This window comes from Nitrospirota bacterium, assembly GCA_016212215.1.
Lineage (GTDB): Bacteria > Nitrospirota > 9FT-COMBO-42-15 > HDB-SIOI813 > HDB-SIOI813 > JACRGV01.
In genome coordinates this window covers 1-4489 of record JACRGV010000016.1, presented here as the reverse complement: position 1 = coordinate 4489, position 4489 = coordinate 1, and the positions used below count along the sequence as shown (strand labels likewise).

The 4489-nt window shown below is 42.9% G+C and carries 4 protein-coding genes; 2 read left to right on the top strand and 2 right to left on the bottom strand.

The genetic code is table 11. The features are described from left to right. Window positions 1-1906, top strand: a 1906-nt coding sequence (locus tag HZA08_01960) for a DUF2344 domain-containing protein (protein ID MBI5192188.1), incomplete at its 5' end; no start/stop codon positions are given. Next, the gene (locus tag HZA08_01955; GenBank protein ID MBI5192187.1) at window positions 1891-3387 is read left to right on the top strand and encodes an Rne/Rng family ribonuclease; all 1497 of its coding nucleotides are present in this window, start codon (window positions 1891-1893) and stop codon (window positions 3385-3387) included. The genes HZA08_01960 and HZA08_01955, both read left to right, overlap by 16 nt. A 338-nt stretch (window positions 3388-3725) precedes the next feature. On the opposite strand, the gene HZA08_01950 is transcribed toward HZA08_01955, so the two are convergent. Both HZA08_01950 and HZA08_01945 read right to left on the bottom strand, forming a co-directional pair. Next, on the bottom strand, window positions 3726-3983 hold the full coding sequence (locus tag HZA08_01950) for a type II toxin-antitoxin system RelE/ParE family toxin (protein ID MBI5192186.1): 258 nt from the start codon (window positions 3981-3983) through the stop codon (window positions 3726-3728). Further along, a complete protein-coding gene (locus tag HZA08_01945) occupies window positions 3980-4180 on the bottom strand; it encodes a hypothetical protein (protein ID MBI5192185.1) in 201 nt (66 codons plus the stop codon). Before HZA08_01945 ends, HZA08_01950 begins: the two co-directional genes overlap by 4 nt. Window positions 4181-4489 lie beyond the last annotated feature (309 nt).

Sequence of the window (4489 nt, the reverse complement as noted above, 5' to 3'; positions counted from 1 at the left end):
TTTAGAGGACGCCCTTAAAAATACAGGCTATGAAGAGGTTACTCTATCTTCACTTAGTACAGGAGATTTTGGATGCCTTAGTGATATGATGGACACCCTTTTAAAGAAATATACTGATGAGCATGTCTCATTCTCTCTCCCATCTTTAAGGGTAGAGACACTGACCCCAACCCTTATTGACCAGATAACAACAGAAAAGAACTCAAGTTTCACAGTAGCCCCAGAGGCCGGTACAGACAGGCTGAGGAAGGTAATTAATAAGGAGATGGATGAGGGCGTGTTCGAGACAACAGTGCATGATGTATTTAAGAGGGGGGTAAAGTCATTAAAACTCTACTTTATGGTCTGCCTTCCTACTGAGACAGATGAGGATCTGGATGGTATTGTAAGTCTTGCGAAGAGGGCAAAAGACATAGCAAGGAGATATGGAAAAAGGGGAAAGGATATTACAGTCAGTGTATCTACATTTGTACCGAAACCGCATACACCTTTTCAGTGGTATGGACAGGTGTCACGCGAGGAGATAGAACGCAGGATCAAGTATCTGAAGGCCGGCCTTTATAAGGTTGGTGTATCTTTCAAGTTCCACAACCTTGAGATGAGTTATCTTGAGGCAGTGTTTTCAAGGGGAGACAGAAGGCTCTCAAGCGTAATTGAGGCGACATGGAAACTTGGGTCGCGTTTTGACAGTTGGACAGATAGGTTTGATGCTCAGAAATGGAAGTCTGCGTTTGAGCAATGTAATATTGACCCTGATTTTTATTCATCAAGAAATATCTTTTTAGATGAGGTACTTCCGTGGGAACATATAGAAACCGGCGTCACAAAAGAATTCCTCATCAAAGAATATAACAGGGCTGTAAGCGGGCGACTTATTCCTGATTGCAGATACGGCAACTGTCCCAACTGCGGCGTGTGTGACATGGATGCGGTGAGGGGGAGAAAGGAAGAAGGAATAAGACCAATCGCAAGAAGTAAGAAGCAAGAAGTTAGAAGTCAGACAGAAGAAGTAAGAAGCAAGAAGTCAGAAGCAAGAAATAAGATAACAATACCCCCTCCCTTGACGGGAGGGGGGCAGGGTGAGGGTGAGCTAAGAGATACTTCTCACTCCGCACCCCACACTCCGCACATGCTCCGTGTATGCTATGAAAAGACCGGGGATATGAGGATGCTGTCACAGCTTGAGATAATCAGTACATTCTCAAGGGCATTCAGGAGGGCATCTATGCCTACTTCATTCTCTGAAGGTTTTCACCCTCATCCTAAACTTTCCTTTGGCCCGGCACTTCCTGTTGGCGTAGAGGGTATCTGCGAATATATGGATGTGGAGTTAACGGGCGCTGTTTCTGCGGATACATTCAGGAATGAGGTGAATAAACGTCTCCCCGCAGGACTCCAACTGTTAAGTGTGAAAGAGATACCTTACAATTCGCCATCACTGAATTCATTCATTAAATACTATGCCTATCAGATAAGGTTCAACTCCATAAATCCCCCCCTTTTTTCAAGGGGGGGCATGGGGGGGGTATTTTCGGATGAATTAAATCACAATATTCTTAATCTTCCCGAAACCGGAGAGTTATGGGCAACCAGGCTTGTTGAAAAGGACGGAAGGAAGGTTGTACGGAAGATAAACACAAGGCCGTTTATAGAATATATAAGTCAGGTGGAAAATGGTATGATGTTTATTTTATTAAAATCTGTCGGTAATGAATGTTGTCGTCCTTCAGATGTAATAAGTGCCATGCTTAATATAAATGCTAATGACCCCAAAATAATAAATGAAATACTAACCGGATTACTAATAAAACGAACAGGGCTTTATGGAAACAGGGGAGGAGAGATTGTGTCTCCTGATGGTATTCCCTGGACGAAGCCAAGGGAGCAGATATGCCTACAGAGATAATAATAAATGCAGCACCTGAAGAGACGAGAGTTGCCCTCATGGAAAATAAAGAGGTTGCAGAACTCTATATTGACAGGAGAAAAGAGAGCGGGGTCGTAGGGAATATTTACAAAGGCAAGGTGGTCAAAATCCTTCCGGGGATTCAGGCGGCCTTTGTTGACATCGGCCTTGATCGGGCTGCCTTTCTGTACGTCAGCGATGCCGGTGCTGATGCTGAAGAATATGCAAGGATGATTGAAGAAGAGGGTTTTGACGGCAAGCTGGAACTTAAATCTACAAAATACAGTATTGAAGAGATACTGCAGGAAGGGCAGGAGATTGTGGTTCAGGTCGCTAAAGAACCTATAGGGACAAAAGGGGCACGCATCACATCTTATATATCTTTACCGGGCCGGCACATTGTATTGATGCCGACAGTAGACCACATCGGGATATCCCGGCGTATCAAAGACGGCAAGGAGCGTACAAGATTAAAGGAGATGGTGCAGGAGATTAAAAAGGAAGGGATGGGATATATTGTCAGGACTGCAAGCGAGGGGGTTGATAAAGAATCACTGGCCGCTGACGCAGAATTCCTCGAACTGTTATGGGAGAATGTTCAGAAGAAGAAAGATGGACCTACTGCACCTGTCATGCTCTATTCCGAACTTGACCTGATATTCAGGACTGTGCGGGACATATTTACAAGCAGTATAGACAGGCTTGTTATAGATTCAAGGACAGAATATGAAAGGATAAAGGAGTTTGTACGCCTCTATCTTCCGGCCATGCTGCCGAGGGTGGAGTTATATCAGGGGGATGAATCGTTATTTGAATCTTACGGCATAGAGGCTGAGTTAAACAGGGCATTGGATAAGAAGGTGTGGTTAAAGTCCGGCGGATACATTGTTATTGACCACACTGAGGCACTGACAGTTATAGATGTAAATACAGGTAAATATGTCGGCAAGAGGGACCCTGAAGAGACCATCACCCAGACTAACCTTGAGGCTGTCAAAGAGGTGGCCTACCAACTCAGGCTCAGGAACATAGGCGGGATAATCATTATAGATTTTATTGACATGGAAAAGGAGAAGAACAGGGACAAGGTCTTCAATTCCATGCAGGAGGCATTCTCACAGGATCGTGCAAAGACCAATATCATACGGATGTCAGAGCTTGGCCTGATAGAGATGTCGAGAAAGCGGACAAGGGAAAATATCATGCGCACACTGTGCGAGCCGTGCCACTACTGCAACGGACATGGCTACACAAAATCCCCTACAACAGTCTGCTATGAGATATTCAGAAAAATAAGAAAGATCTCCCGCACAACAAAAGACAGAAAGGTCATCGTCACCGTCCACCCCAGCGTCGCAGGCCATATCTTTGATGACGAAAGACACATCCTAGAGGAACTGGAAAAGGAATTCCAGAAGAGGATAATCATAAAGAGTGACGCGGGGATACATGTAGAGGAGTTTGATATAGTTACGATTTAAATTTCAAAAGGCTAATAACGAATTTCTACACTGTATCTACACGGGCGTTTTAAATAATAAAAAAGGGGTTAGAAAATCTCCTAACCCCTTGAAAATCCTGGTGAGCCGTGGAGGGATTGAACCTCCGACCCGCTGATTAAGAGCTTGATTAGTAGGAAAACATATAACTCCTTGATTCTCGGTCTGGTTTCCCTTTTTATATTAAGAATCAAGGGGTTAAGGCTTTATATCTATTCCAGTTGATTCCTGTTAATTCTATCTGTTCCGACCTGTTTTAGCACAAAATTAGCACAATTTTAGCACAATAATTTTTACCCGAAATCATTACAAAATCATATCTACCTTTGTTTGTAAATCTCTCTTCTATGCCCTACCCTCAAGACAACAATCTTATCTTTCTCTATATCAAAAACAATCCTGTAATCTCCTACCCTGAAACGATAAGAACCGAGGTTGGAATCAGTAAGTCTTTCAGCATGGTGTAAAGGATCAACCTTATAACGGAGAAGGGTCTTACCTATTCTGTCTTTTATTTTATGGTCTAACTTTTCTATATCTTTTACAGCCCTTTGGGTATAGACAAGGTCATATTTCACTTCCCGAAGACCTCTTCATGGGTCTTTACTCTTTTTGCCTTATAATCGGCCCTCGCTTCCCTGATACTCTTAAGGTACTCTGGAGATGTAGCTGCAAGTATGTCTTCGAGGAATGCATCTCTATCCTTTTTTTTCATACCTTTTATGGCATCAATAATCTCTTCCTGTTTTACCTGAAGTTTTAAAGCCCCTAACATTTATTACCTCCACGAGTTTGTCATTAATATGGATTCTTTACTTTTTCAGAATCTTTACACAGGCATAGAACCATGTCAAGCCCAGGTTGGATTGACACTAACATTGACACACACATTGACACTAACATCTTGACAGCAATATCTCATCCTGCTACTTTAACCTCAGATAAGAATATTTCTATAGCTGGTTAGTAAGCGGTTAAATAACCCCATCTTCACAAGTTGAGGGGAAGATGGCATGATGGTATCCAACAATGAAAGGAGAGCCGTCATGTCAAATTATTTTGAAGAGTGTAGTGAAGTAGGGGA